General features: G+C 43.5%; 22 protein-coding genes. All 22 read right to left on the bottom strand.

Annotated elements, in window-relative coordinates; translation table 11 throughout:
- Window positions 1-4: 4 nt before the first annotated feature.
- Window positions 5-658 carry a tetratricopeptide repeat protein gene (locus tag PHG87_06460; GenBank protein ID MDD5477818.1) on the bottom strand — a complete coding sequence of 218 codons (654 nt, stop codon included), beginning with the start codon at window positions 656-658 and terminating at the stop codon, window positions 5-7.
- Window positions 659-861: 203 nt separating this feature from the next.
- Window positions 862-1,317: an arsenate reductase ArsC gene (locus tag PHG87_06465; GenBank protein ID MDD5477819.1), complete on the bottom strand. Its 456-nt coding sequence runs from the start codon at window positions 1,315-1,317 to the stop codon at window positions 862-864.
- A 56-nt stretch (window positions 1,318-1,373) separates the two neighbouring features.
- Window positions 1,374-2,051, bottom strand: a complete 678-nt coding sequence (gene phoU / locus PHG87_06470; GenBank protein ID MDD5477820.1) for a phosphate signaling complex protein PhoU — start codon at window positions 2,049-2,051, stop codon at window positions 1,374-1,376.
- Window positions 2,052-2,083: 32 nt separating this feature from the next.
- Window positions 2,084-2,842, bottom strand: a complete 759-nt coding sequence (gene pstB, locus PHG87_06475) for a phosphate ABC transporter ATP-binding protein PstB (protein ID MDD5477821.1) — start codon at window positions 2,840-2,842, stop codon at window positions 2,084-2,086.
- 54 nt (window positions 2,843-2,896) lie between these two features.
- A complete protein-coding gene (gene pstA, locus PHG87_06480; GenBank protein MDD5477822.1) occupies window positions 2,897-3,748 on the bottom strand; it encodes a phosphate ABC transporter permease PstA in 852 nt (283 codons plus the stop codon).
- Entirely contained in the window at window positions 3,745-4,671 is a 927-nt protein-coding gene (gene pstC / locus PHG87_06485) for a phosphate ABC transporter permease subunit PstC (protein MDD5477823.1), read from the bottom strand. Before pstC ends, pstA begins: the two co-directional genes overlap by 4 nt.
- A 28-nt stretch (window positions 4,672-4,699) precedes the next feature.
- Window positions 4,700-5,734 (bottom strand): phosphate ABC transporter substrate-binding protein PstS, encoded by a 1,035-nt coding sequence (gene pstS / locus PHG87_06490; protein MDD5477824.1) that lies wholly within the window; start codon window positions 5,732-5,734, stop codon window positions 4,700-4,702.
- Window positions 5,735-5,784: 50 nt separating this feature from the next.
- The gene (locus tag PHG87_06495; protein ID MDD5477825.1) at window positions 5,785-7,104 is read right to left on the bottom strand and encodes a putative porin; all 1,320 of its coding nucleotides are present in this window, start codon (window positions 7,102-7,104) and stop codon (window positions 5,785-5,787) included.
- Window positions 7,105-7,237: 133 nt separating this feature from the next.
- Window positions 7,238-7,642, bottom strand: coding sequence for a response regulator (locus PHG87_06500; GenBank protein MDD5477826.1), 405 nt, complete (start codon window positions 7,640-7,642; stop codon window positions 7,238-7,240).
- Between the two features lie 222 nt (window positions 7,643-7,864).
- Window positions 7,865-8,962: an ATP-binding protein gene (locus PHG87_06505; GenBank protein MDD5477827.1), complete on the bottom strand. Its 1,098-nt coding sequence runs from the start codon at window positions 8,960-8,962 to the stop codon at window positions 7,865-7,867.
- A 12-nt stretch (window positions 8,963-8,974) separates the two neighbouring features.
- Window positions 8,975-9,667 (bottom strand): response regulator, encoded by a 693-nt coding sequence (locus PHG87_06510; GenBank protein ID MDD5477828.1) that lies wholly within the window; start codon window positions 9,665-9,667, stop codon window positions 8,975-8,977.
- Entirely contained in the window at window positions 9,664-10,338 is a 675-nt protein-coding gene (locus PHG87_06515; GenBank protein MDD5477829.1) for a 4Fe-4S double cluster binding domain-containing protein, read from the bottom strand. The genes PHG87_06510 and PHG87_06515 overlap by 4 nt, the downstream gene beginning before the upstream one ends.
- A gap of 62 nt (window positions 10,339-10,400) precedes the next feature.
- Window positions 10,401-12,230 (bottom strand): tRNA uridine-5-carboxymethylaminomethyl(34) synthesis enzyme MnmG, encoded by a 1,830-nt coding sequence (gene mnmG / locus PHG87_06520; GenBank protein ID MDD5477830.1) that lies wholly within the window; start codon window positions 12,228-12,230, stop codon window positions 10,401-10,403.
- Between the two features lie 88 nt (window positions 12,231-12,318).
- Complete coding sequence (locus PHG87_06525; protein ID MDD5477831.1) at window positions 12,319-14,613, bottom strand: vitamin B12-dependent ribonucleotide reductase; 2,295 nt, start codon at window positions 14,611-14,613, stop codon at window positions 12,319-12,321.
- A 138-nt stretch (window positions 14,614-14,751) separates the two neighbouring features.
- The gene (locus tag PHG87_06530; GenBank protein MDD5477832.1) at window positions 14,752-15,783 is read right to left on the bottom strand and encodes a LacI family DNA-binding transcriptional regulator; all 1,032 of its coding nucleotides are present in this window, start codon (window positions 15,781-15,783) and stop codon (window positions 14,752-14,754) included.
- 10 nt (window positions 15,784-15,793) lie between these two features.
- On the bottom strand, window positions 15,794-16,666 hold the full coding sequence (locus tag PHG87_06535) for a hypothetical protein (protein ID MDD5477833.1): 873 nt from the start codon (window positions 16,664-16,666) through the stop codon (window positions 15,794-15,796).
- A 50-nt stretch (window positions 16,667-16,716) separates the two neighbouring features.
- Entirely contained in the window at window positions 16,717-17,949 is a 1,233-nt protein-coding gene (locus PHG87_06540) for an ROK family protein (GenBank protein MDD5477834.1), read from the bottom strand.
- 150 nt (window positions 17,950-18,099) lie between these two features.
- The gene (locus tag PHG87_06545; GenBank protein MDD5477835.1) at window positions 18,100-19,650 is read right to left on the bottom strand and encodes a hypothetical protein; all 1,551 of its coding nucleotides are present in this window, start codon (window positions 19,648-19,650) and stop codon (window positions 18,100-18,102) included.
- A 3-nt stretch (window positions 19,651-19,653) separates the two neighbouring features.
- On the bottom strand, window positions 19,654-20,940 hold the full coding sequence (locus PHG87_06550; protein ID MDD5477836.1) for a hypothetical protein: 1,287 nt from the start codon (window positions 20,938-20,940) through the stop codon (window positions 19,654-19,656).
- Window positions 20,921-22,069 carry a hypothetical protein gene (locus PHG87_06555; protein MDD5477837.1) on the bottom strand — a complete coding sequence of 383 codons (1,149 nt, stop codon included), beginning with the start codon at window positions 22,067-22,069 and terminating at the stop codon, window positions 20,921-20,923. Before PHG87_06555 ends, PHG87_06550 begins: the two co-directional genes overlap by 20 nt.
- A gap of 64 nt (window positions 22,070-22,133) precedes the next feature.
- On the bottom strand, window positions 22,134-24,434 hold the full coding sequence (locus PHG87_06560) for a glycoside hydrolase family 2 TIM barrel-domain containing protein (GenBank protein MDD5477838.1): 2,301 nt from the start codon (window positions 24,432-24,434) through the stop codon (window positions 22,134-22,136).
- 1 nt (window position 24,435) lies between these two features.
- On the bottom strand, window positions 24,436-25,284 hold the full coding sequence (locus PHG87_06565) for a carbohydrate ABC transporter permease (GenBank protein MDD5477839.1): 849 nt from the start codon (window positions 25,282-25,284) through the stop codon (window positions 24,436-24,438).
- Between the last annotated feature and the right edge of the window lie 8 nt (window positions 25,285-25,292).

Here is a 25,292-nt window from a genome sequence, read left to right on the forward strand (position 1 = left end):
ATGTTTAGCTTTGTCCATGATAAGCCCTGGTTAGAAGCTCCCGGGCCTCTGTATCAAGCGGTTGTAATTTTAAAACAGCGGACAAATAGGCGATTGATTTTTTATATTCCCCCAAGGAAAAATAAGCGGAACCAAGATTATAATTTAGATCCGGGTCTTTAGGGTTAATTTCCCATGCCTTTTCCAAAGATGTTATGGCTGAATTATATTCCCCGTTAATCATATGCAATGACCCTTGAAATAAATAGATGGCATACTCTTTACTAATTGAGCCCTTCTCTGCAGCATCAAGGATATTAAGTCCTCCATTTATGTCATTGAGCTGCTTTTGAAATTCCTGTCTAGCTTGGCCGAAGTTCCCTGCCGAAGCCAATTCTATTGCGTTCTTAAAAGATGGCATTGGATCTTGGACTGCTTTTTCTTTTTGCGCAATTACCGCAAGTTCAGGCGCATTTTGCGCCTCTATATTTTTAATATATTTATTTTCGTAATAAATCTCTTGCCCGTCATACTTAACTTTAATATAATCCTTGGCTCTTTCGACAATTTCACCGTCAATAACTTTGCCGGATTTAAGGGTAACTACTTGAGCCCGGGCATAGCGCGACGATACCAGGATAAATATTATGGATAAAATAGCACCTCTTATTTTTAACATTCTTGATTCCCTCGTGATATTTTAAGGGAAAAACCTCTTTTACGAGGCTTTTCCCTTCCGTGGCTTTTAACTTATTGATACATAAAAAATATACAATAAATCTGTTAACTAATCATTAAGGGAGGGTAAATTCCTTGTAAACTTTTGCTGTCAATCGGGATTAACAATCAAACAGGTTAGATCCTAATCAGAGAATTGACTTGTTATTCTAGTGGTTTTAGATCAAAGGCGGGTAGTAATAGCCATTCCATAATCCGGAGTTTAATCTTATCTCTAACCTGGCGGGTTTTCTCCATTATCTCATCCTGGCTCCCCTGAAAGCTTGAAGGATCATCAAAACCCCAATGCATTCTTTGCGTGACTGCTGTGCCGGGAAAAATAGGGCACTTTTGTGCCTGCGATTCGACGCACACAGTCACAACGTAATCATATTTTTTACCTTGCTTGAAAAAATCAAATACACTCTTGGTCTTATTCTGTGAAATATCAATACCTGCCTCTTTCATCACCTCAACAACTGTAGGATTTAACTTGCCTGGCTCCAGGCCCGCGCTTTCTACCTCAAATCTATCACCTGCCATCTGTTTTAAAAACGCTTCGGCCATTTGCGAACGGGCCGAATTATGCACGCAAACAAATAAAACTTTCTTTTTATCCATTAAAATACCCCCTTTTAAATATAACGCGACATTATAATATTGCGGCAGCTTTTAGATCAGCTGTTTTCATCTAATTTTTCCAGATGGTGTTTTACTACTTTTGCTTCAACCATATAGATTACATCTTCGGCAATATTGGTGGCATGGTCGCAGATACGCTCAAGGTGGCGGGCAACCAAAAGCAGGGGGATAGCGCGCGGGATGGTGGATTTATTTTTGGATATATAGTCATTAAGCAATTCCTGCTGGACCAGATTGCGCAGGTTATCGGCTTGGCTGTCGCTTAATATTACGCTCCTGGCTAATTCCGCGTCTTTATTAACAAATGCGCTTATAGAATTACGGGTCATTTCCTGGGCCAGGAGTGTTAACTTCGGAATATCTACCAGAGGCTTAAGCAGCGGCTTATCCGCCAACTCCAGCACCCGCTGGGATATATCTACAGCTAAATCCGCCATTCTTTCCAAATCAGTAGAGATCTTCATCGCCATGGTAATAAAACGCAGGTCTACTGCCATCGGCTGCCTTAAAGCCAAAAGATCCAGGCATTTTTCATCAATCTTTAACTCCTGCTCATCGGTAAACTGGTCTTCATGAATGACCTTTTGAGCCTTATCTCTACTTAACTGCTTTAATGCCTCAACTGAATCGATAATCGCCTCCTCTACTAAATCGCCCATCCGGAGTATGTTACCTTTTAAATCCGCCAACTCTGCGTCAAAATGCCTTTCCATAATCAGGCCTCTCTAATAAAAAGTTTTTTCATTTAACCAAACCTCCCAGTTATATAAGCCTCGGTTTTCTTATCTTTGGGGGCAGTGAATATATCCTGCGTTTTGCCAAACTCTATTAATTCCCCTAAAAGAAAAAAACCGGTATAATCGGATACGCGGGCTGCCTGCTGCATATTATGAGTAACGATTATCATGGTATAATCTTGTTTTAATTTGAATATCAACTCTTCGATTTTCCCGGTAGAAATAGGATCCAGGGCAGAACAGGGTTCATCGAACAAAATTACTTCCGGCTTAACTGCCAATGCCCTGGCAATACATAACCGCTGCTGCTGGCCTCCGGAAAGGCTGACGCCCGAAGAATTGAGTTTATCTTTTACTTCATCCCATAAAGCAGCCATTTTAAGAGATTGCTCAACTATTAAATCAAGGCGGCCTTTCTTCATTAAGCCATTTAATTTTAAGCCCGCGGCTACATTGTCATAAATAGAGAGCACGGGAAAGGGATTAGGTTTCTGAAATACCATACCAATCTTCCGCCTTATTTCAATGGGGTCGATATCAGCCGAATAGATATCTTTACCGTCTAATAAAACCTTGCCGGATACTTTTGTATTCGGCACAACCTCGTGCATCCTGTTTATACAGCGTATAAACGTGGACTTGCCGCAACCTGAAGGGCCGATGATAGCGGTAACCATTTTTTCTCTAATCGAAATGTTGATATCCTTTAATGCCTGGATATTGCCAAAATATGCGTTCAAATTTGAAACCCCGATTGTTTCTTCCATATTCCTTCCTTGCCCACAAGGGCATACTGGCGCAATTCAAATAAGCGCCAGGTATTATCTTGACGTTGGGAATTTATACCGCAATCTAATTACAAACCGGCTGATGAAACTCATTAAAAAAACTATGACAATTAAGACAAAAGCGCCTGCCCAAGCCTGCCTGTGCCAATCATCAAAAGGAGAAATCGCGTAGGCGAATATTTGAAGAGGTAAAGCGGCTATGGGCTGCTGCAGGCTCTGATGCCAGAACCTATTGCCAAAGGCGGTAAAAAGAAGCGGGGCTGTTTCTCCGGCAATGCGCGCTATTGCCAGCAGAATACCGGTCAGTATCCCCGGTAACGCGGTTTTTAACACAATGCTAATTATCATCCTGAACTGGTTGATGCCTAAGGCTAACGCGCCCTCGCGTAAATTACGGGGCACCATCCTGAGCATCTCTTCGGTTGTGCGCATTACTGTTGGCAACATAATTATCCCCAAAGCGAAAGCGCCGCTTACCGCTGAGAAGCTTTTCATTGGCAGGACGAATAAAGTATAGGCGAATATCCCGATTACAATAGAGGGAATCCCGTTTAAAACATCCACGGTAAACCTGATCGTTGTGCCTAATTTATTCTTGCCGAATTCAGAAAGATATACCCCGCCCAATACTCCTATAGGTATTGCCCATAGACAGGAAAGACCCATTAAAATCAGGCTTCCCACTATAGCATTACCCATACCTCCGCCGGGTTCTCCCACAGGTTTGGGCAGATGAATAAAAAAGTTAAGATTTACGCTGGTAATCCCTTTTGAGACGACATAACCCAAAATACTAATCAAAGGCACTAAGGTCAAAATTGAGCACAGAAACGCGGCCAGGCACATTAATTTGTCGGTAATCTTTCTTTTTTTGTAGCTGTTCATTCTTTTATCTCGCCTTTTAGCTTACCCGAAACCTGCCAAATAAGCACCCTGGCTGCGATATTAAGAAGTAAGGTAACAAAAAATAATACCAGACCTATTTCAATAAGGGCTGAAAGATATAGATTGCTGGTTGCTTCGCTAAATTCATTAGCGATAACCGATGCCATAGTATATGCGGGGGCAAATAGAGAAGCGGAAATCTCCGGCCTGTTACCTATAACCATGGTAACCGCCATTGTTTCGCCCAATGCCCTTCCTAAGCCTAATATTACTGCGCCTAATATCCCTGGCCGGGTATATTTCAATACCCCAAGCCTTATGGTTTCCCAACGCGTTGCTCCTAAGGCTAACGCGGCTTCCCGCTGGGTAGAGGGTACCGCCAGGAAAACCTCCCTTGATACAGAAGAAATTGTAGGAATAATCATTATACTCAAGATAATACCCGCGGTCAGCATTCCTACGCCATAGAATTGGCCTTGAAATATCGGCAAGAAACCAAAATATTTGGCTAAAAATGGCTGCACATCTTGCCTTAAAAATGGCGCTAAGACAAATATTCCCCATAAACCATATACTACACTGGGAATTGCGGCTAATAGCTCAATTAAGAAACTTAGGGGTTCTCTTATCCAGGCAGGCGCCAATTCCGCCAGGTAAATAGCTACCCCTAATGAAACCGGCACAGCAATTAACAAAGCTAATAATGATGAAATAATCGTGCCATAGATAAAAGGCAGCGCCCCAAAGACTTCTTTAACCGGGTCCCAGGTGCTGGTGAACAAAAAACGCAACCCAAACTTCTGGATAGCCGGCAGAGCATGCGCTGCCATGCTAAACGCTAAAAGTATGGTTAAGGCGGCTACGCATAAGGCCAATAGCGTAACCGCCTCTTTAAACCCCAGGTCAACAAATTTTATTTTCATTACCTATTATTCACTACCCCTATTGCGCTTAATAGCTTATCTGCTTTATTTTTTCTTCAATCTGCTTGACCAAGCTTTCCGGTAAAGGAGCGTATAGTAAATCAGCGGAGTATTTTTGGCCGTCAGTCACAGCCCAACGCAGGAATTTGACTATTTTTTCCCCTTTTACTTTATCGGGCTGATTTTTATAGACTAAAATCCAAGTCAGGCCCGCGATAGGATAAGCATCCGCTCCGTCGGGATTCACCAGAGAGACCCTAAAATCAGCAGGCATAGAATTAATTTTGCCGTTTACCGCCGCGGTGGTTGATTCGATGCTCGGCTTTATGAAATTCCCGGACTTATTCTTAATCTCTGCGCAGGGAAGATTATTTTTAACTGCGTAAGCCAGCTCCACATAGCCGATTGCTCCCTGAGTCTGTTTAACTAGACCCGCAACCCCTTCATTTCCCTTCCCGCCTAATCCTACCGGCCAATTAACCGATGTGCCTTTACCGACCGAGTTTTTCCATGCTTTAGATACAGATGAGAGATAATCCGTAAAAATATTGGTTGTCCCGCTTCCATCCGAACGATGGCTAACAATAATGTTTTGACTCGGTAGGTTTACGCCAGGATTATCAGAAACAATTCTGGGGTCATTCCACTTGCTGATCTTGCCCAGGTAGATATCCGCCACCACTTCCGGGCTAAACCTCAATGCTTGGTTTATCTGCGGTAAATTATAAGTAATAACCACAGCCCCCGCGATCATCGGTATATGCAACAATTCCCCCGGAGCTTGTTTTAGTTGTTCATCGGTCAATGCGCCATCCGATGCGCCAAAATCAACTGTCTGAGCGGTAATCTGCCTTATCCCGCCGCCTGAGCCGATAGATTGATAATTAAAATTTACGCTCTCATCAACCTTGGTATATTCATAAAACCACTTTGAATATAAAGGATAGGGGAAAGTTGCTCCCGCTCCATTTACCAATAGCAGTTTATCGGCCAGTGCCGTGCCAACGGTCAAGCCGATGACTGCCAATACTACAGTAATTATTCTTAAAACTCGTCTCTTCATTTTAAAAACCTCCTTTTATGTTCACTTCGTTCCATAAATCGTGGTCTCACTTAGAATTTCATATTCCAGTCAACCTGTAAGACATGCTCCGGCGTCCTCCCGGTAGTTGCGCTCTGAGTAAGGCTCTCTGCGTAATAATAATCGAGATCAAGCCACGTATTTTTCGCTAAGCCGTAAGAAAAAACTGCTTCATAGGCTTTGGAATTAGTTTTCCCGCCATATCTATCAGAATCAGTAAAAATATCCAGCCAGCAATCGCGGCCCAATTTTGAATATACAAGCTGGGTTCTCCATTGCCCCCAATCGGTTATATTTTCCGTTCCGAATTTTATACCAGCCTGATAACCTCCTGCTCCGGTTGCATCACTTGGCAGGCTAACATTATACATATACTCCCCAAATATAGCAGCGTAAGGCAACAAACCGGAAAATGGCTGCTTAAAGCTTAATTCAGCAGTCGGCTGAATTGAATTGTAGTTATATCTATACTGGCCGGTAGCGCTGCTGCCACTTCCGCTTACACCTGAATTTGTACGGGAACCGGCGTTACTAAATGCATTTGCGCCTTTTACGTTAAAAAATTGATTATACGCAACCGCAGTCTTCAAATTAGTTTTATTATTAACGGCAATATTAACTCCTGGTTGGAATACTGCCAGCGCTACTTGTTTATCGGTCCTGGTGTCATTTTTCATGACATAAACCAAATCGTTCATGAAAATATCAACCTTTGGATTAAGTTTATAGCTATAATTCACACCGGCTCCGTCTGGAGTAATGTCGCCTTTCCAGAACACATCCCACGGCCGCCAAAGAGGATTTTGGATTTTTCCTCCGGATAGCGCTAATCCGTTAAATGGCGTATACTGGGCATAGGCATAATCCAAAACGATACTTTTTGGCGAACCGGGAGTATTTGTCGTATTTGCATCGCTGCCAAGAGTAATATTCCTTGAACGCGGGTCATTGGTTGCGCCCGTTGCAATACCCACTGCCATTTTCAATTTATTATTTACTTGAGACTCAATACCTAACCTTGCCCTAATTCTTGCCCTTGAGTTATCCTGGGAGCCTTTATCTTTATCCCACTCATACCTTAACCGGAAATCGCCTTTTAGTTTCGTATTTTTTACCCAATCAGGCATATTATCTTTTGCCAATTTTTTATAATCTTCTTCTTTTTGCTTATCTGCTTTTGTAATTTGTTCATTAGTCTGAGTCCTTATTTCCTGAGCCTCGGAAGCATTCAAAACCCCCTTATCAATTAGTTTCTGAAGCAGGGCATCCACTTCGCTGGCATAAGAAAAATGCATCCCCAGGCCCAACGAGATAATTCCGATTAATACAATTGCCGTTAAAAACTTCCTCATTTTGTTTCCTCCTTTTTTGTTAGCCTTCCACGCACAACTTGCGTATCTGGCGTAAATTTAACTCCACCTCGCAATATTACATTTTCCATATCAATTCCAAATTAAGAAAAAGTAAAATCCATGTAAATTCAGTTTACCTGCTTTTTACTAAAAATTCTTTATCCAGGTTTGCGCTTATTTCTCTTACCGTGCTTAATAAGCCTGCTAAATTAAACGGCTTGCTTAAATAACAATCTGCCCCCAAAAGATGGGCATATAATTTATCCTGTTCATGGGATTTAGCGCTCACCACCATAATAAAGGTGTGAAAATTCCGCGGGTCATCTTTTATCAGTTTGCATATATCAAACCCATCTATGCCGGGAAGCATAATATCAAGGATAACGATATTGAAACTCTCTCTTCTAAGTCTCTCCCGCGCGCTTAATCCGTCAAAAACCTGTTCCGCATAAAAACCCTCATTGCGCAAGTTATAGGCAATAAGGTAATTTATATCCTTATCATCTTCTACGACTAATACTTTTTTATTGTTAAGCATATTACTTACCTGTTATCCGTACTGCGCGTAAAACTTATTCAAGCTCTTGGATTCTTCATCAACAATCCGTCGTAAAGCCAGAATGAATAATTGCGCTATTTCTTTTATTTTCTTAACCATGACTAAAGTATAAGAGAAAGGGGTTAAATCCACTTCAAGGGAAAGTAAAATGTGGGTAAAGTTAAAAGCGTGTTGGAAACTGGGAATTAAAACTTGAGGTGTTTACTGGGGGATGATAAACCAGAATTTGGAGCCTAAGCCTTCGGTGCTTTCAACTCCTACAGAACCGGAATGAAGCTCGATGATATGCTTAACAATAGAAAGCCCAAGGCCGGTGCCTCCAAGTTCGCGCGAGCGCGCTTTGTCTACGCGGTAAAAGCGCTCAAAAATACGGGGGATATCTTTTGCGGGTATTCCTGAGCCGGAGTCTTCGACGACAATCTTTATTTTCTCCGCAAGGGTTTCGGAATAAATTCGTACGGAACCTTTTTCCTTATTGTACTTAATAGCATTGTTGATCAGGTTGGCAAAGACCTGTTCAATCTTGCTCTTGTCGGCAACAATCTCCAGGCTTTGGGGTAATTCGATTTTAATCTCAACTGCCTTCTTTTTTGCCTGCGACTTAAATCCCAGTATAACCTCATCAACCAGTTTAGCGATAACAAATTTTTCCTTATTCAGCACGATTTCTTTGGATTCGATATGCGAAAGCTCCAGTAAATCATTAATTAAAGTATTTAGCCTGTCAGCGTGCGTATTGATGATCTTGAGGAAATGGACGCTGTTTTCTTTGTCCTCTAAAGCCCCTTCAAGCAAGGTTTCCACAAAGCCTTTTATAGAGGTAAGCGGGGTTTTCAGTTCGTGCGAAACATTGGCCACGAAATCCCGGCGCATAGCCTCTAGGCGCCTAATTTCAGTAATATCGTGAATAACTAAAAGGCAGCCGCTGGTTGCTTTAGATTCAAAAATCGGGGAGGCATTCACCTGAAATACTTTTTGTACCGGCCAAATAAGGGTTAGCTCTTTAGAAACAAGTTGCCCGCTTTTTAAAACTAAAGCAATTACTTCGGCTACATCATTATTAGGGAATACTTCCAGGAAAATCCTGCCTTGGGCGCTCTTTTGGGAGATATTAAAAATTTTTTCGGCTGTAGGATTAAGCCAGAGCAGGCGGGTATCTTTATCCACCGCAATCACTCCCTCAACCATGCTGTTTAATATGGCGTGGATGCGGTTGTTCTCAGTTTCTAAAATGTTAATCCGTTTTTTGAATATTTCCAGTTCGGAATTTAATTCAATGATTTTCTTCTTTAGGCGCAAATCAAACAACTTTCAATCCTCGGTTTCAAAACGGTAACCGTAATTTTTCACTGTGATAATATGCTTAGCTTCGGTTTTAAGTTTTTTACGTAGAGTGCGGATATGCACGTCTACGGTGCGGGTCTGGATCTCCATGGCATGATCAAAACCCCAGATTGTATCCAATAAATAATCCCGCGATAAAACCCTGCCTTTGACCTTAAGCAGTGTCCTTAAAAGCTCAAACTCTTTAGCGGTTAACTCAACCGGTTTATCTTTGACCGTCACACATATCTTGGCAAAATCTATTTTTAAATCTCCTGTCTGGAATATTTCCGGAAGCTTTTCTTTTTCAGTTACCCTGCGCAGGACCGCTTTGATGCGGGCGGCTAACTCACGCGGGCTAAACGGCTTAGTAATATAATCATCCGCACCTAACTCTAAACCTACAACTTTATCCGATTCCTGTCCTTTAGCCGTAAGCATAATGATGGGTATGGCGGCGGCCTTGCTTTCTTTTTTTAAAGCTTTACATACCTCTAAACCATCCATTCCCGGAAGCATTAAATCCAGCAAGATAAGATCCGGATGCTGGCGCACCGCCAGATCCAGAGCATCCTCTCCGTCCCCGGCAGTAATAACCTTAAAACCTTCCTTCTCAAGGTTATACTCAAGCATTTTAATGATATCTTTTTCATCTTCAACAACTAGAATTTTTTCTTTCATTTTTTATTACCCCGGCAAACATTCACACATATCCCGCAGACAAACTGCTCCACCTGGCGCTGTTTTTGAAAACTCTTAAGTTTTTCAAAACATTTGATATGATCAAAATCCGCGGCAGACTCTCGGATTGCCCCTGACGGGCATATCTTAACACAAAGCCGGCACTGCCCGCAATCTTTTTTACTTAACTCATCTGTCTTTAACGGCATGTTGGTTAATATCGAAACTAGCCGAAATTGGCTGCCTAATTTCTCATTCACCAGAAGGTTATTTCTGCCAATCCAGCCTAAACCGGCCAAAACCCCTAATTTCCGGTGCGAAAGATGGGCAATATTATTTTCCCAATCAATGATTTGTGTTGCCGGCACGGCAAGCGCCAAAAAACCTTGTTTCTGGATTATATTGCCTAATCTTAAAGCTATGTGATCTAAAAAAGAATTTACTATTTTGTAATGATGGAAATATAATTTGGTTGGCACAATATCTATTTCAGAAAGCACGGAAGCAGAAAGCATAACTCCTAAACAAATGGCCTTATCAAAATTCTGTGAGATTTTAGGAGAGATCTTAAACTCATCCCTGATCTTGCTTATATCGGCAACCCCAAAAAGATCGATGCCTTCATCAAGGCAAAATTTCTTTAAAGCCAGATAATTTTTATCTTTATCCATCCCCAACCTCGAAACTGTTTCCACTCCAATCGGGAAATAGGGATACCCCGCGTCCCGAACAACTAGGAAATAGTTTCGCCTTTTAGTTTCCTCAAATAAACCATAAGCAGGGAAATTGCCGCGGGGGTCACGCCGGAAATACGCGAGGCCTGGCCCAGATTAAGCGGTTTGAATTTAGCCAGCTTTTCTCTTATCTCCCGGGATATGCCGGCTAAACCGCTATAATCAAAATCCGGCGGCAGTTTGATTTTCTCTATATGCTTAAACCGCTCTACGTCTTTGAGCTGCCTTTGAATGAACCCGGCATATTTTACTTCGATTTCAATCTGCCGCCAAGCGGATTCAGGTATTGAGGTTTTTAATTTATGCATCTTATTTATATCTTTGATGCTTATCTGCGGCCGTTTTAACAATTTTTCCAAAGTTAACGGCTTATTAAAAGGGGCGCAATTAACGCGGGTTTTTCTTAAAAAGATCAGGCCATCTTTAATACCTTGAGCTTTATTTTTTATTTTACGGTAAACATTTTCTTTTACCAAACCCAAATCAAAACCCGCCTTGGCTAAACGCAGGTCCGCGTTGTCCTCACGGATAATTAAACGGTATTCCACTCTTGAGGTAAACATACGGTAGGGTTCAGCCGTGCCTTTAGTAGTTAAATCATCGATTAACACGCCGATATAACTGCTTGCCCGATCTAAGATAAAAGGCTCTTTCTCTTTAAGGCGCAGCGCAGCATTGATTCCGGCAACTAACCCCTGGGCCGCTGCTTCTTCATAACCGGTTGTGCCGTTAAGTTGTCCGGCCAAAAAAAGATTTTTGATTAATTTTGTTTCCAGGCTCGGGAAAAGTTGGGTGGGATCAACCACGGTATGTTCAATACCATAGCCAAAACGAATAACCTTGGTTTTCTCTAGCCCGGCAATAGAATGCAATAGTTTAAGCTGCACATCTTCGGGCAAACTGGTGGATATGCCGTTAGGATAAATTTCATCCACCCCTAAACCTTCGGGCTCTAAAAACACCTGATGCCGTTCTTTATCCGCGAATTTAACAATTTTATCCTCGATTGACGGGCAATACCTGACGCCGGCAGCTTTAATTATGCCGGCATAAAGCGGCGAGCGGTCAAGGTTGGCCCGGATCAACTCATGCGTATCTTTATTGGTATAAGCAATGTGGCAGCAAACTTGTTTTTGCTTTATGTTTTTTGTCGAGAACGAAAACGGTTTAGGAATTAAATCGCCTTCCTGGATTATTAGATTGGAAAAATTAATGGTATGCTTATTCAGGCGCGGGCAGGTCCCGGTTTTAAAACGCAAAAGATTAAAACCTAAACTTTTCAGGTTATCCGCCAGCCCCACAGAAGCGCGTTCATTAATCCGGCCGGCGCTGAAATGTTTTAGCCCGATATGAATTAAACCGTCTAAAAATGTCCCCGGGCAAATAACTACGCATTTAGCGCCGATCTCCCCCTTATCCGTAACTACTCCCAAAACCCTGCCATCTCTAACGATTAATTTCTTTGCCTCTGCCTCTTTTACCGTTAAATTCTTCTGATGTAAAACGATGCGCCGCATATAACGGCTGTATTTATGCATATCGATCTGGGCCCGCGATGATTGCACGGCCGCGCCTTTTGAGGAATTAAGAATACGGAATTGGATTGCGCAGGCATCAGCAGTCCGGCCCATTTGTCCGCCTAAAGCATCAATCTCTTTTACTAACTGGCCCTTACCTACCCCGCCGATAGCCGGATTACAGCTCATCCTTCCGATGGAATTGATATCCAAGGTAAGCATCAGGGTTTTAGCGCCAAGCCGGGCGCAGACCAAGCTTGCTTCAATACCGGCATGGCCGGCACCGATAATAATTACATCAAAATTATTCATGGGAAATAATTAGGGACAGGTAGCCGGGGACGTGCCAAAAAGGGACACCCTTTTTAAGGGTGTCCCTTTTTGGCACGTCCCCTTAAATTTAGCACTTAGAATATCCGCAGCCATGGCATTTAACGCAGCCTTCCTCATGGCGCAGGGCGCCTCCGCAATCAGGGCACATTCCAACGATATTGACCTGCTCATCCAAATCCGATGACTGTAATTGGTCATCATGCGAATGCTTCATCGGGATAGTTGCTGATTCTGCGGCAGCCATAGCAGCTGGCTGCGTATTGATCAGCCGGCGTTCGATAACCCGGGCAATCGCATCCGCGCAAGAGAATATTCTCTGGCCCTTTTCCCAGGAGGGAGACGGGCAGCGGATATTACGCAATTGCTCAATAATAGATTTTACCTCGATATTTGCGCGAAAGGCCAAAGAAACCAGGCGGCCGGTTGCCTCAAGCTGAGACGCTGCGCAACCGCCGGCTTTACCCATCTGGGTAAATAATTCAAATGGTTTACCGTCTTCGTCGATATTTATGGTGACATAAAGATTGCCGCAGCCGGTAGAAACCTTGGTGGTCGTGCCGATAATTACTTCCGGCCGCGGGCGCGGGGCAATCTCTTTCTTAATCTCATGAATGATTCTCTCCTGCTTCTCCTTGGGCTTGCCGACATTTAACACCTGCTCTTCACGGCTCTTATCGCGGTAAATAGTTATACCTTTACAGTTTAAATCAAACGCCATAACATAAGCTTTACGCACTTCTTCAATGGTCGCCTCATGCGGAAAATTAATCGTCTTGCTTGTCGCATTGTGCACGTATTTCTGGAAAGCCGCCTGCATGCGCACATGCCATTCAGGAGCAATATCATGGCTGGTCACAAAAACCCTGCGCACATCTTCAGGAATTTCTTTAATATCTTTTATTGAAGCGCTCTCGGCAATCTTTTCCATAAGCTTGGTGCTATAGAACCCTCTTTGCCGCGCGGCCTGCTCAAACAACGGCTCTACCTCCACCAGCTTATCATTATCCATAACATTACGATAATATGACAGGGCAAATAGAGGCTCGATTCCCGAAGAGCAGGGGCCGGCGATGATGCTGATTGTCCCGGTGGGGGCAATGGTTGTCAACGTGGCGTTGCGCATCCTGCTTGAACCGTATTTTTTATCATAAATACTTCCTTCAAAAGCCGGGAATACGCCTTTATTTTTCCCCAACTCCAAGGATTTTTTATTCGCTTCCTCCAAAATAAATGACATTAATTTTTCCGCTAAGGCTACGGCCTCTTCGCTATTATAAGGAATATTCAGGCGGATCAATAAACTTGCCCAACCCATTACCCCTAAGCCAATTTTACGGGTAGCCTTGGTAGCCTTCTCGATTTCCGGAAGCGGGAATTTATTCACATCAATCAAATTATCCAGAAAATGCACCGCTAAAACCGTAACCTCTTTTAACCTGTCCCAATTAATCTCACAGCGTGTTCCAACCTTTTTACACATCTGATCCAGGTTTATCGAGCCTAAATCGCAGCTCTCATAAGGCAATAAAGGCTGTTCACCGCAGGGATTAGTGCTTTCAATCTCTCCTAATTTCGGAGTAGGGTTATACTGGTTAATCCGGTCAATAAAAATGATTCCCGGCTCGCCGTTTTTGTGCGCCTGTTTTACGATTAAATTAAACACATCTTTACTGTTAATCTTCTGCACCGGCTTATGCGTGTGCGGATCGATCAAATCATAATCCTCCCCCTTGGCAAGTCTGCGCATAAACTCGTCGGTAATGGCAACGGAGATATTAAAATTAGTAATATGATTATTGTTTTCCTTGCAGGTGATAAATTCCATAATATCCGGATGATCCACGCGCAAAATACCCATATTGGCGCCGCGGCGGGTGCCGCCTTGCTTGACCGCCTCAGTCGCCGCGTCATACACGCGCATAAATGAAATCGGCCCGCTGGCGACTCCGCCGGTAGTTTTAACTACGGCATTTTTGGGGCGCAGGCGCGAAAAATTAAAACCTGTGCCGCCGCCGGATTTATGGATAAGGCTGGTGACTTTTAAGGTTTCAAAAATCGATTCCATCGAATCTTCAATGGGGAGGGTAAAACAAGCGGAAAGCTGCCCTAATTCTTTTCCCGCGTTCATCAGGCACGGGGAATTAGGCAGGAACTCTAAATTAGCCATCATCTTAAAAAATTCCTCCGCCAGGACCTTTACATCCTGCTCTAATACGCCGTACTGTTTATCCGCAACAGCAATAGCATTGGCAACGCGGACAAACAACTGCTCCGGGGTTTCGATAAGTTTACCCTCTTGATCCTTGCGCAGATACCTGCGCTCAAGAACCTTGACGGCGTTAGGGGATAACTTTAATTCCATTTTTCACCTCGAATATTAGGAAGGTTGATTATAAATTACTCAAGCAATATAACAAAGGCAATAACTATTGTCAACAAAAAACTTTACAATATATGGGGTAGCCATTTATTATAATATACTACTGATTGTAGCAAGAGCTTATCCGCCGGCAAAAGGCTTGCAGGACTCCCGGATCACTAATTCCGCGGGAAGCAGAATTTTTTTCGGCGCATTTTTATTTAAAACAATCAGGCGGTTTAATTCTTTGACACTTTCTTCGGCCATCCGGATCAACGGCTGGCGCACGGTAGTCAGCCCAACCGGGCCGTAAAGCCCCGAAGGGTTATCATCAAAACCGACAATCGATAAATCATCCGGAATATTCTTGCCTAATTCACGGGCCACGGCCATTACTTCCAAGGCCATCGCATCAGAGGCGACAAACACAGCGGTTGCCGGATCAAAGGCCTTAATTAACTTCTCGGCCGCGCTTCTGGCTGCCCCGCGGGAATAATCAGTTTGAAATATATAATCCTCTCTGACCTTAATATTATTTTTCGTTAATGCGTGCTTGTAACCCTCCAGGCGCTTGGCTGCCGCCTGAGTCATTACATCCCCGGTAATATGCGCAATTTTTCGATGCCCTAACTCGATCAAATAATTGACCGCGCTCTCGGCGCCCCCGGCATTATCGATGGCGATACAGGAAACATTCAAGTCATCCACATAATAATTAATCACGACACTAGGTATGCCTTTGACTAAAGACTCTTCCAGCTGGGCGCGGTTACCGATAATATCGGAAAAGATTATCCCGCCTACCCCGCGTAAAGATAAGGGAGCGCGCGCGTCGGTTAAATGCAAAAGTAAATCCAGCTTGAGAGCTTCGCACATCGTGCCTACCCCGCGGATAAGCTCCAGGGCGTAGAATGAATAAAATACCCCTTCATAACGCGGAATTACCAAAGCCACAACATTGCTTTTGCCGGTTGCCAGGCGCTGCGCAAAGATAGACGGCTGGAATTTTAATTCGCGGACCGCATTCATTACTTTTATACGATTGGATTCTTTGACCGAGCCGATTTTATTGATCACCCGGGAAACGGTAGTAATGGATACTCCGCTGGCCCGTGCGACATCAACGATAGAATTATTTCTGGAGGGAGATGCTGCTTTTTTAGTGCGTGTCATTAGTGAAAAACTATTTTATATTATCGCCGATTTTTAACGGGGCGCTTGTCCTCTTTATGTCACAGGCGGAAATATTGTCTCTTGTCTGGATTACCGCGATAGAGCCGATTGATTTTTGCGCACGGTAAACATTAAACATATCCCCGACTTTAACTCCCGATGAAAGCCCCAAATCTATAATTACAAAGTTATTCTCCGCATTTACCGCTAAAATCTTACCGGGAAACAACGGCACCTCCGCCTTTTCCGAATAAGGAGAAGAACGCACGATTATCGCCGGCAGTTCCACGGATTCCCTTTTCTTCTCTGAAACAGCCGCGGGCCCGTCGCTTTTAAGCGCATCCGATTCCCTTTTAACAGAACCAATCTGGGAAATCCTTTCGGTGAGCATTATATTCATTTCACCCAAACGCTTCTCCAGCGTAGATTTGGCTTCCTGAAGGCTTTGGACTTTTTGGCTCAAAGTCATCTTACGGATGCTCAAACTCTTTAATTGCCGGACAAGTTCCTCATTCTCAGCCTTAAGTGTTTTCAGGGCGTCTTGGGTGACAGAAGCCTCCTGCTGACGCTGGTTCTGCTTCTTTAACTTATCAATCAATTCATCCCTGACCTTAGTTACCGAGTCATACTTTTTCTGTAAATTGTTCAGCTCTTCGGCCCACTTATCCCTTTCGCCTTTGAGAGAATCTATCTTGCTTTGGTTTCCTCTTAAGTCATTCTCCAGCCGGTTAACCTTGCTCAGCAGAGTAGCATTCTCACTCTTTAAGTCATTGCTTTCCCTAAGCAGTGTTTGCTGCTGGTTAGTTGCCTGCATAAAAAGAAAAAGGCAGACTACGGAAAAACCTATTAAGCCAACAATAATAAATTTTGTTTTCTGTTCCATAACACCCCCTATGGCTTTGCCAAGCGGAAGGCAAACCATCGTTTTCCGACTTATAATTGGGCGAATACTCTCTCTAAAACCAGACTTGCCGCGCCCATGGCCACGGCGTTCTCTCTTAATTGAGAATAAGTAATTTTTAAATCAGCGGTTACTTCGCGAAAAGCCCAATCTACAACTGTATTCCTTACTTTATTTAAAAACTCTTCTCCTGACTCTTCGAAGCCTCCGCCGATAATTACCACCTGCGGGTTAAGCAGGTTAACTAAATAAGCAATTTTTATCCCTAATCTTTTGGCCGCCCGGGCTAGTGCCGCCAGGGCCACTTCATTCTTTAAACGGGAAGCGCTAAATATGCTTTTTAAATCTATGTTCTCTATGCTGGTTGATGTCGCCCGTAAAAATTCTGCTGCCTTTCCTTTATCTTTAAGCAAAATTGCTTTTATCTCATCGATAATTCCCAAATCCATATCCCAACGCTTGACAAAACAAGGGGACCCAGCCGGGCAGTTAAAAAGATCCTGTTCCTTATAATTATAAATAGAAACCTCGCCGGCATATCCTTGCCAGCCGCGATAAAGTTCTCCGTTAATCATGATCCCGCAGCCGACTCCGGAGAACATATAAATAATATCTTTATAAGCTCCTCCTAAATCCAGCCAATGTTCGCCAAAACAGGCGCTGCTGGCGTCATTTTCGATCAATGCCGGCAGATTAAATTCTTTCTCGATTAACCCCTTTAAAGGAAGGTCTACTGAGGCATAAGTATAATAATGGTCCATTTTCTGCGGCCAGCGGATAGAGCCGTCTTTTTTATTAATTAATCCGGCAACGCCTATACCGATACCTTTTATGTTTTCAACATACCCCTTGGAACGCCTTAAGATTTCGCGTACAATTTCTAAAAGGCACTCCGATACTTCCTTAACCGAAGCCTGCGGCCGGGCAATTTGAGTTTTGGTAATAATGTTGCCTTTTAAATCTACCAGAAGACCGACCATATTCATCAGGTTTAATCCCACCCCGATGGCGTATCCGGCGCGTGGGTTTAAATCCAACAACACCGGCCGGCGGCCCCCTTCGGATACGTCCAGCTCCTTTTCATAAACCAGGTTACTCTTGATGAAATCATCGATATAATTAGAAACGCTCACTATATTTATCCCCATCTCCTGAGAGATGTCCGGGCGGCTTATCGGCCCCTGTTTTCTAAGGATACCCAATATCTCAATATTGCGTTTTTCTTTCTCGCTAAAATCTTCTTTTTGTAAATCTAATAAATGCATAGGAGAAAATTACCTCTTATTATAAAAATAAATAAAATATTTATTTTACTTTACTACCAAAGAAGCCTTAAGTCAAGTGATTTCAACCAAGACCCTGTTTCCCGATTGAGCAGGAAACAGGGTCTTGGTTTTTTTTAAGGTGAGGCTGGATTAATAGACATCAACCATTGTAAAAAAACGGTCTATGGCTCCTGCAGGTGAGATTATCACTATATTTATTGCTTTTGTCCCGGCATCAGGATAGGCGCATTGAAAACTGCCATCAGTTACTGCCGGGCTAGCCCCGCCTAAATCACCGCTCCAGAGGTACTGCAGCTCAACTTGATTACAACCGCTCTGCGGCATCTCAATCAGAGAGGAAATTGTGGCTTTTTGATCTTTATCGAGCACATAACTGGAAGATTTTAATTCTGCTTTGCCCATCTCAACTAAGGGGTTGGCATTTTTTAAAGACAGGTCAAGAAAAGTCTTCAAGTTGTAATCGATCTGCTTATCCTCCTGGATCTCTTTAAGCCTGTCTTTAACCAGTGCCGCTGTTGCGGCATAGCTATCCGCGGAATTTTTTAACAACAAACCATAATACTCTTTGGCTTTAACTAAATTGCCTTCCCATTGCGCTAACAACCCTAACTGATAGAAGCTGGAAATAACCTGCGGGCTAAATACGGTTTTAGCCGCGAGCATTTCAAAATATTTCCTTGCTTCATTAATATTTGCCAAAACATATGCCTCAATCATGGCAACTTTATAAACGGCCTCATCAAAATGCTTGGTATCCGGATAAAGCCGGGTTAATTGTAAATAAAGCTTCTCTGCTCCTTTATAATCCCTGAGTTTCTCTAAGTTAAAGGCGCGCAAGTAGATTGTTTCCTGATTAAAAACATTCTTGCTTCCCAATCCTTCTATCTTGGCATAAATTTCTTCAGCATAAGCCAGGTCATAAAGGCCTTGCGGCTTATAAACAAAAAGGCTGGCAATTTCAAACAACTCCTGAACAAGTTTCTCAGGAGCCAGGGTTTTTGAAATCCTTTCCGTATAAATATTATAAACAGCCTGCGCTAATTCTACGTTGCCCCCTTTGTAGAATCCGGCGGCCACGCTTTTAAGCTCTGGATCGGTTATCTTTCCGGCAACCAGCTGATCCACATAAAGTTTATAAATTTGGCGGGCTTTTGTTTTTTCTTCGCCGGCTAAGAGGGCATCGGCAATATCTTTAATCAACTCCGGGTCGCTTTTAACTTTGGCGTAAGCGTTGAGGTCGGCGATCAAATCATCCAAAGACGCTTGCACAAAAGCATCCTGCTGGCCATAATGAAATTGCCAAAGCAGAAGCCTCATCTTTGGCCTCAAGGGATTACCGGTATCAGCCTGCTCGATAACCTTCTGGGCATTCTCTACCAGCTGCTGCCGGTAAGTATTGCCGTTGGCAAAATAATCATCCCAGGATTGTTTTTCTTCCAGGTACTTAAGCTGCAGGTAACGCGCTTGGGCTTTATAAAATTTTAGGCAAAGCGGATCAACCTTATCCTTCTCCTTAAAATTATCCAGGAACTCGATAAATTCATTATACTGGTTAGCCGCCAGATATTTTGATTTGGATTCTTCAATACCGGAGCAGCCGGAGGTTTGAGCGCAATAAACCAAAGGCACAGATATCAATAGGCTTAAAAATAATACCGCAGACCTTAAAAAAACTAACATAGGCTAGCCTCCCGCTCTTTTGTTGTGTGTTTTCTTTATTACCGGATGCTTCCAGAATTCCCTTATAACATAATAAGCCTTGCGTGGAATACGTTTATTTAAACCATTCTCAAGGCTTTCCGATAAAGCGCAGATACCAAACCATTCTTCATTCATATTCATGCCGCCCGGCACTCTTATGTCAAAATAATAACTGCCGTTGGACCAGCCGCCTTCGGTATCATGAACCTTCCAGCCTTCCGGATTATCAGGATTATGCTTCCACCATTCATCCGTCCACTCAAAAACCGTCCCGCCTATGCAATTACCCGCGCCTTTTTTGTTATTGGCTAAATTCTCATAGATCTGCTGCCATTGTGACTGCAGGAAGAACGCCTGCATATTCTGGTCTTCTCTTTTTAAGTAAGCATCGTAGCAATCCGCGCCGAATTCAGATAATAATACCGGTTTATCGAAAGTCATCCTGAGGGATTTAAAAAGATTCCCGAAAGTTTTACCGCGGTAAATTATACAGGCCACAAAATCAACATCCCGGCAAAATTTGTCGGCAGAATCCAACCCCACCAACTCACCATTACCTAATCCTACGGGATGCTTGGAATCAATTTTATGTATTTCTTTGGATATGTCATTTACAAAAGAGTAATAAATTTTTGCGCGCAGTGCTTTTTGCCTCTGGGGGTTGGCCTCCTGATCAACCTCGGGGCTTGACCAGGGATTCACATGCCCCAGGCAGGAATAATTATTCTCATTCCCTAAGATCCACCCGAGGATTCCGGGCTCATCTTTATAAAGCTTGACCATCTCTAATACCTGAGCCTTTACTTTATCCTGGAATTTTTGGTCGCCGTAAAAAGGACAGGGATATTCCCAGAACCCCAGCCAGTCACCCAAAAGCGTTCGGATTCCGTATAAGTTATATAAATCCCGGATTACCCGCTTTACTTCTTCGGGGTTATCATGCGCTTGATAAAGACGAATAGTATTAATCCCCATCTCCTTCATCAGCTTACCGTCAACCATCCAGGGCTTATTTGGATCACCCCACCAGTCATACTCTTGATTTGAGCCTATTGGGATCGGGCTGTAACAGACTCCTTTGATGATATAGGGACGGCCGTTGGCCATAAGACGATAATGTTGATTTTTTAACTTCTGGATATAGACGCCTTCCCTGGGCTGGCAGGCGGACAAAATAAATACAAACAAAAAACTACAGGCTACAAGCAAAAAATGCCTGTAACCTGTAGCTTTGGAATTACTATTTTTATTATTCAAACTTGATCTCATCCAGATAGAAGGTAGCGCCTTCCGGGTTATTGTCCACATTTGCCGACCAGCAAAAACCGCCGATAATATACGACAAATCTTTGCCTTTTAAATCAATGGTATATTGAGTCCACTCTTTATTCAAGAGGACCGGGCCGATGGTTGCGCTATCTGAATCCGAAAACTCTCCCATAATACCGCCGACCTTAAACTCTTCAATGCGCTCTGCGCCTTTTGCCCCGCGCGCCCAGAAGGTAAGCTTGGTGGCTTTGGAAAGATCAAAACCCGCGTCAACGCCACCCCAGTTGTTAGCCGGATTCTGCCAGAAAATTCCTGCCCAGCGCGCACCTTGGGCGGCTTTTCCGTTATAGATTATTTTAATGCAAGTATCGCCTAAATACGGATCTTCTTTTGAAGCTCCGTCATATTTTATATCGCCGTAATCACCCATCCAGCCGCTAGGTATAAAATGGTTGGCTGAAGTTGACCGGTCGGCATAAATATAGAACGGCATTGCCTGCTGTTTTTTACCTTCGGGTTTTAAAGCCGTATCCGCCTCGAATTTTACATCATCAATATAGAATGTGGCCCCGTCCGGATTTAAATCGGCGGTGGTGGTCCAGCCAAAAGCACCGTTAACATAAGAAAGGTCCTTGCCCACTAAATTAACTGTGTACTGTTTCCAGGCGTTAGTCAATTCAATAGGGCCCATCTCAACCATCACGGTATCAGGATAGGTTCCCTTGATCCCGCCGACCATCACTTTCTGGATCACTTCGCCGCCTTTTGCCCCGCGCGCCCAGAAGGTAAGCTTGGTCATGCCGGTTAAATCAAAACCGCCTTTTTTGTTTCCCCAGTTGTTTGAAGGATTCTGCCAGTAAACTCCGGCCCAACCCTGATTTTGTGATTTCTTGGCGCTATAAATAAATTGAATGCTGGTTGTCCCGCTATGCGGATTATCCGCTGCTTGGTCATTCATTTTAATATCGCCGTAATCACCCATCCAGCCGGAAGGAATATAATGATTATCCTTGGCGTTTTTATCCAAGTAGATCACAAATTCCTTAGGGCCTGCGGCTTTTTCTTCGGCTGCGGCCATGCCGCAAACCAAAAGACTTAAAGCCAGTAATACTGCTGACAACTTTTTCATACCACACCTCCTGCCCACAAGGGCATACCCGCGCAATTCATTATAAGCGCGGGGTAACTTTCCTTTATCTCCACTTTTTCTGATACATATAATACGCTTTGCGCAATTGCCGCAAAAACGGGCTTAGTTTACCATCCCCCTGGCCGGCCATACCCAGCCACTCCTCATGCATATATCCATCGGGAAACGGCCCGGTCCATAAACCTTTGGTATCATGAATTGCCGGTTCATAAGCCTTCCACCATTCATCCAGCCATTCAAAGACCACTCCGCCTATGGCATTACCCGCTCCATTTTCAAATGCCATATTATTCTGAATATCTTCCCAGGAACCTAAATGATATTGCGCCTGCAGTTCCTCAGCCTCATCGACACTTTTTCCCTCAGCGTATGCCGGGCAGCCAAACTCGGTAATAAAAGCCGGCTTGCCTGCCTGCTCCTTAACCTGCCTCCAAAAAGCGCCAAAACCATAATCCCCGCGGTAAGCATTGGTACCAAAGATATCTATATCCGGGGCATTCTTGCCGAATTTATCCAAAAATAAAATATCTCCGCTGCATATGGCTACCGGGTGATTTGGGTCGATAGACTTAATTATCCTGGCCACTTCATTGGCAAATTTAAAATAAGCTTCCGGATATTCATTGGCATTACAAGCATACCCGTAAACATTCTCATTGCCCAGGAGCCAGAATAAAATGTAAGGCTCATCTTTAAACTCATTGACCATTCCTTTGACCGACTCAATCATTTTTTTCTTTTGCTCTTCATTATTATAGTCGGTCCCGGGATTCCAGGTTGCTCCTGAGCCGATGGCGTATTTGCCCAAAAAATCCCCCATAATTACGCTTATACCATAAGTATTATACATATCACGCATTAATTCTTTATTTACCTTTAAAGGATGATGGTAAAGGCGGATGGTATTAACGCCCATATCCTGCATCAATTTAAAATCACCGACAGCCGGCTCATCGGCATCCTGGATATTGTTCCTGTTCTTATCCACAAAGGCATCATATGGCCCGTCGATTTTTCCGTTTCCGTCAAGATCCTCCTCCATCCAGTTCTTCAGGGTTCCGTCATCCGGAGACTGGCCTACTTTTGTCGGCGCGTAAGTAATCCCTTTAATAATATAAGGCTTATCTTCAACCACTAACTGCCAATCATCATTATTATACTGCACTAGACGCACTTTACCATGGCCAATCTTCTTTTTAATCCCCACCGATTCAGCCGTAGGCTTAGGCTTGACTGCTTCCTGGGCCATGTCAACTTTGACGAATTTTCCGGGATTAGTTACCGCGATATCATTGGAGATATCATTGTCAAAACCATTAATGATATCGATCCGGGCGCCTTCCAGTTTATAACCCAGCTGGGGATTGCGCCTGAGCAGAAAATTTATTTTGGCAATCGCGGCCTGGCCCACATACCAGGGGGTATGCCAATAAGTCCAACCGTAGCTGCCGGGGAAATGCACGACAATCGAATAATAACATTTAATCGCCTGGGTAATTAAACCGGCCTTCTCCAAAATCAAACCAGTGCCATACAACTTTACCCCTTGCGGCTCGCTGGAGGTTGTCCATTTGACAAACGCCGCCTCTAAATCCGGGGAATAAAGAAAATCCCAAACATCCCCCTCCAGGCGCTTGTCTTTAATCACCTGCTTAAAAATCGGATCCTTCCTGACCGCGCTGTTGTTGGGATAAACACCTTCTCCAACTGCCTCGATTAAACCCTTCTGGTCGGCGATAACATATTTATAATCTTTGGTCCCGGTGTTTTGAAATTCGCCGTATTTGGCGTAATCGACAAATTCTTCTTTACCCGGATCAAATAGAGATAATTTTGTCAGAAGCTGGCTGACTTTTTTCTTCTGCTCTACTTCTATGGAGCCGGTCTCGATTTTTTTAATGCTTTGTTCGGCAGCCAGTTTTATCGACCAGAACCAGCCGCGCGGGTCCCATCCCTGGCCATAAGAATATTTATCGATGATTAATTTGAATATTTTTTTGGCCTCATCAAGTTTCTGCTGGCGCATCAGGCTCTCTGCCTGGATAAAATAACAGGTGGTCACATCATTTAATACCTGCACTGCCTCAATTTCTTTTTTATTCTTAGGCAAAGCGGTTAAAGCTGCCTGCTCTTTATCCGCCTGAGAAGCATACAGATCAATGCATTCCTGAGTATATTTATTCGTAGCCTCGATATCCCTCTTGCCGTGGGCAATCCAGGCCTTAGTGGTCAGCTCCCCTGAAGAAGGCTTGGCCGCAAGGGGGATTGGCTGGGCAGCCAACACACTAGTACACTGGCAGATAAATGCCATCGTAAAAATTAATTTTACAAACTTGAATTTCATCTTATCCTACTACCGCTCCCTGGGTAACGCCTTTAATAATGTATTTCTGCATAAATAGGTATACTAAAATAATCGGCAAAGCGGTGATCGTTAAACCCGCCATTAATAACGGATAATTGGTAACAAACTCGCCTTGAAAAGATTGCAAGGCTACCTGCAGCGGCATAAACTTGCGGTTATCAAAAATAATCAGCGCCAGGATATATTCATTCCATACGGCTAAAGCGTTAAAAACAATCACCACTGCCAACACCGGCTTAGCCAGCGGCAGGGCAACGTGCCACCAAATCCCGATTTTCGAACAGCCGTCAATGCGCGCGGCATCTTCCAGCTCTTTAGGCATCTTATCAAAAAAAGTTTTAAGCAAAAATATACTCGTGGAGAGCCCGACGTTAATCATACACAAAATATAACCAATGGGAGTATTCCTTAAATGTAATTTATTCAATAAGACATAGAGGGCGACAAAACTTCCCGGAATGGGAATCATCATTGCCGCCATAAACATGATGAACAAAAATTTGCTTCCCACAAACCGTAAGCGGCTAAAGGCATAGGCGGCCATGGAAGAAATGATCACTATCCCAAAGACTACCGATACGGTATAGATAATACTGTTACAAAAGTTGCCGCCGAATCCCCCCTCTTTCCAGGCCAAGACATAATTCTCCAGGCGGAACTGGTGCGGGATCAAAGAAATATCCTTAAAAATCATATCCTGGGTTTTAAGGCTGGAGACAATCATCCAAAGCAGCGGATAGAGACAGGTTATGGCCACGGTAATTAGGAAAAGATGGATCAGCGTATTTACCACGATCTTTTTACTCTTATAATAAAATGAGTTCATCATTTTTTATT

This window comes from Candidatus Omnitrophota bacterium (assembly GCA_028716245.1).
Lineage (GTDB): Bacteria > Omnitrophota > Gorgyraeia > Gygaellales > Profunditerraquicolaceae > UBA6249.

Coding starts and splice junctions, on each gene's coding strand:
- PHG87_06460 (MDD5477818.1), bottom strand. CDS start 658: ATGTTAAAAATAAGAGGTGCTATTTTATCCATAATATTTATCCTGGTA.
- PHG87_06465 (MDD5477819.1), bottom strand. CDS start 1,317: ATGGATAAAAAGAAAGTTTTATTTGTTTGCGTGCATAATTCGGCCCGT.
- phoU (MDD5477820.1), bottom strand. CDS start 2,051: ATGGAAAGGCATTTTGACGCAGAGTTGGCGGATTTAAAAGGTAACATA.
- pstB (MDD5477821.1), bottom strand. CDS start 2,842: ATGGAAGAAACAATCGGGGTTTCAAATTTGAACGCATATTTTGGCAAT.
- pstA (MDD5477822.1), bottom strand. CDS start 3,748: ATGAACAGCTACAAAAAAAGAAAGATTACCGACAAATTAATGTGCCTG.
- pstC (MDD5477823.1), bottom strand. CDS start 4,671: ATGAAAATAAAATTTGTTGACCTGGGGTTTAAAGAGGCGGTTACGCTA.
- pstS (MDD5477824.1), bottom strand. CDS start 5,734: ATGAAGAGACGAGTTTTAAGAATAATTACTGTAGTATTGGCAGTCATC.
- PHG87_06495 (MDD5477825.1), bottom strand. CDS start 7,104: ATGAGGAAGTTTTTAACGGCAATTGTATTAATCGGAATTATCTCGTTG.
- PHG87_06500 (MDD5477826.1), bottom strand. CDS start 7,642: ATGCTTAACAATAAAAAAGTATTAGTCGTAGAAGATGATAAGGATATA.
- PHG87_06510 (MDD5477828.1), bottom strand. CDS start 9,667: ATGAAAGAAAAAATTCTAGTTGTTGAAGATGAAAAAGATATCATTAAA.
- PHG87_06515 (MDD5477829.1), bottom strand. CDS start 10,338: ATGGATAAAGATAAAAATTATCTGGCTTTAAAGAAATTTTGCCTTGAT.
- mnmG (MDD5477830.1), bottom strand. CDS start 12,230: ATGAATAATTTTGATGTAATTATTATCGGTGCCGGCCATGCCGGTATT.
- PHG87_06525 (MDD5477831.1), bottom strand. CDS start 14,613: ATGGAATTAAAGTTATCCCCTAACGCCGTCAAGGTTCTTGAGCGCAGG.
- PHG87_06530 (MDD5477832.1), bottom strand. CDS start 15,783: ATGACACGCACTAAAAAAGCAGCATCTCCCTCCAGAAATAATTCTATC.
- PHG87_06535 (MDD5477833.1), bottom strand. CDS start 16,666: ATGGAACAGAAAACAAAATTTATTATTGTTGGCTTAATAGGTTTTTCC.
- PHG87_06540 (MDD5477834.1), bottom strand. CDS start 17,949: ATGCATTTATTAGATTTACAAAAAGAAGATTTTAGCGAGAAAGAAAAA.
- PHG87_06545 (MDD5477835.1), bottom strand. CDS start 19,650: ATGTTAGTTTTTTTAAGGTCTGCGGTATTATTTTTAAGCCTATTGATA.
- PHG87_06550 (MDD5477836.1), bottom strand. CDS start 20,940: ATGAGATCAAGTTTGAATAATAAAAATAGTAATTCCAAAGCTACAGGT.
- PHG87_06555 (MDD5477837.1), bottom strand. CDS start 22,069: ATGAAAAAGTTGTCAGCAGTATTACTGGCTTTAAGTCTTTTGGTTTGC.
- PHG87_06560 (MDD5477838.1), bottom strand. CDS start 24,434: ATGAAATTCAAGTTTGTAAAATTAATTTTTACGATGGCATTTATCTGC.
- PHG87_06565 (MDD5477839.1), bottom strand. CDS start 25,284: ATGATGAACTCATTTTATTATAAGAGTAAAAAGATCGTGGTAAATACG.